This is a genomic window from Vibrio sp. 2132-1 (assembly GCF_033344315.1).
This window is the reverse complement of record NZ_JAWPON010000280.1, coordinates 1-741: the sequence shown is the minus strand read 5'-3', so window position 1 is coordinate 741 and position 741 is coordinate 1. Positions and strand designations below refer to the sequence as shown.

The following is a 741-nucleotide window of genomic DNA, read 5'->3' as shown; positions in this document are numbered from 1 at the left end:
GCTGATTTACCATCGTCGATAGACATAACGATCAAGCCTTCCACTTGGTCTTTACCAACGTTGCGGAAGTCAACACGGTTCATGACTTCTTGAGCGGTATCTAAGCGGAACAGTTCACTTGAACTACGGATTTTTAGTAGTTCTAGGAATTGTTGTTTGGTTAGCTCAATGTCGGTTGCATCTGGCTTCGCTGTCGTATCAGAAACGATCTTCTTGATTAGCTCCCAGTTTGCGCCGTCTTTGTCTTCACGAGGCAGACCTACGTTCCAGTTGTTGTCACTGCCGTCGAAGAAGACGCGGTTGAACCAGTCACCAGAATCGTAAGAGTCACGCTGCATCGATTTAGAACGCAGCAGCTCAGAACCCATGTGGATGAATGGGATACCTTGGCCAAGCATTACTGTTGATAGCGAGACTGATTGCATGCGTGCACGATCTGCAGAAGGAGTCGCAGTCGCAATCTTGTACGCGTTGTTATCCCACAGAGTTTGGTTATCGTGCTTAGACACGTACGAGATGTTTTCTGATGGCACTTTTGTGTAGCCTGCTGGCGCACCATTGTAATCAACGTTCTTACCTAGTTTTGTGTCGCATTTGTAATCTAGAAGAACGAAGTCAGCCAAGTTACCCGCCATGCCTAGACGAACCAAATCTTGGTTGTGTAGACGACCATTCACCGATTCTGCGTCCACTTTGGTTTCTTCATTCGCGTAAGCCGCGTTACCAAAACCTTGGTTGAAG

General features: G+C 47.2%; 1 protein-coding gene. It reads right to left on the bottom strand.

Annotation, left to right across the window (positions count from 1 at the left end; all coding sequences use genetic code 11):
- Window positions 1-741 (bottom strand): alpha-1,6-glucosidase domain-containing protein (locus R8N47_RS24925; RefSeq protein ID WP_318186072.1); only part of this gene is annotated, 741 nt, incomplete at both ends.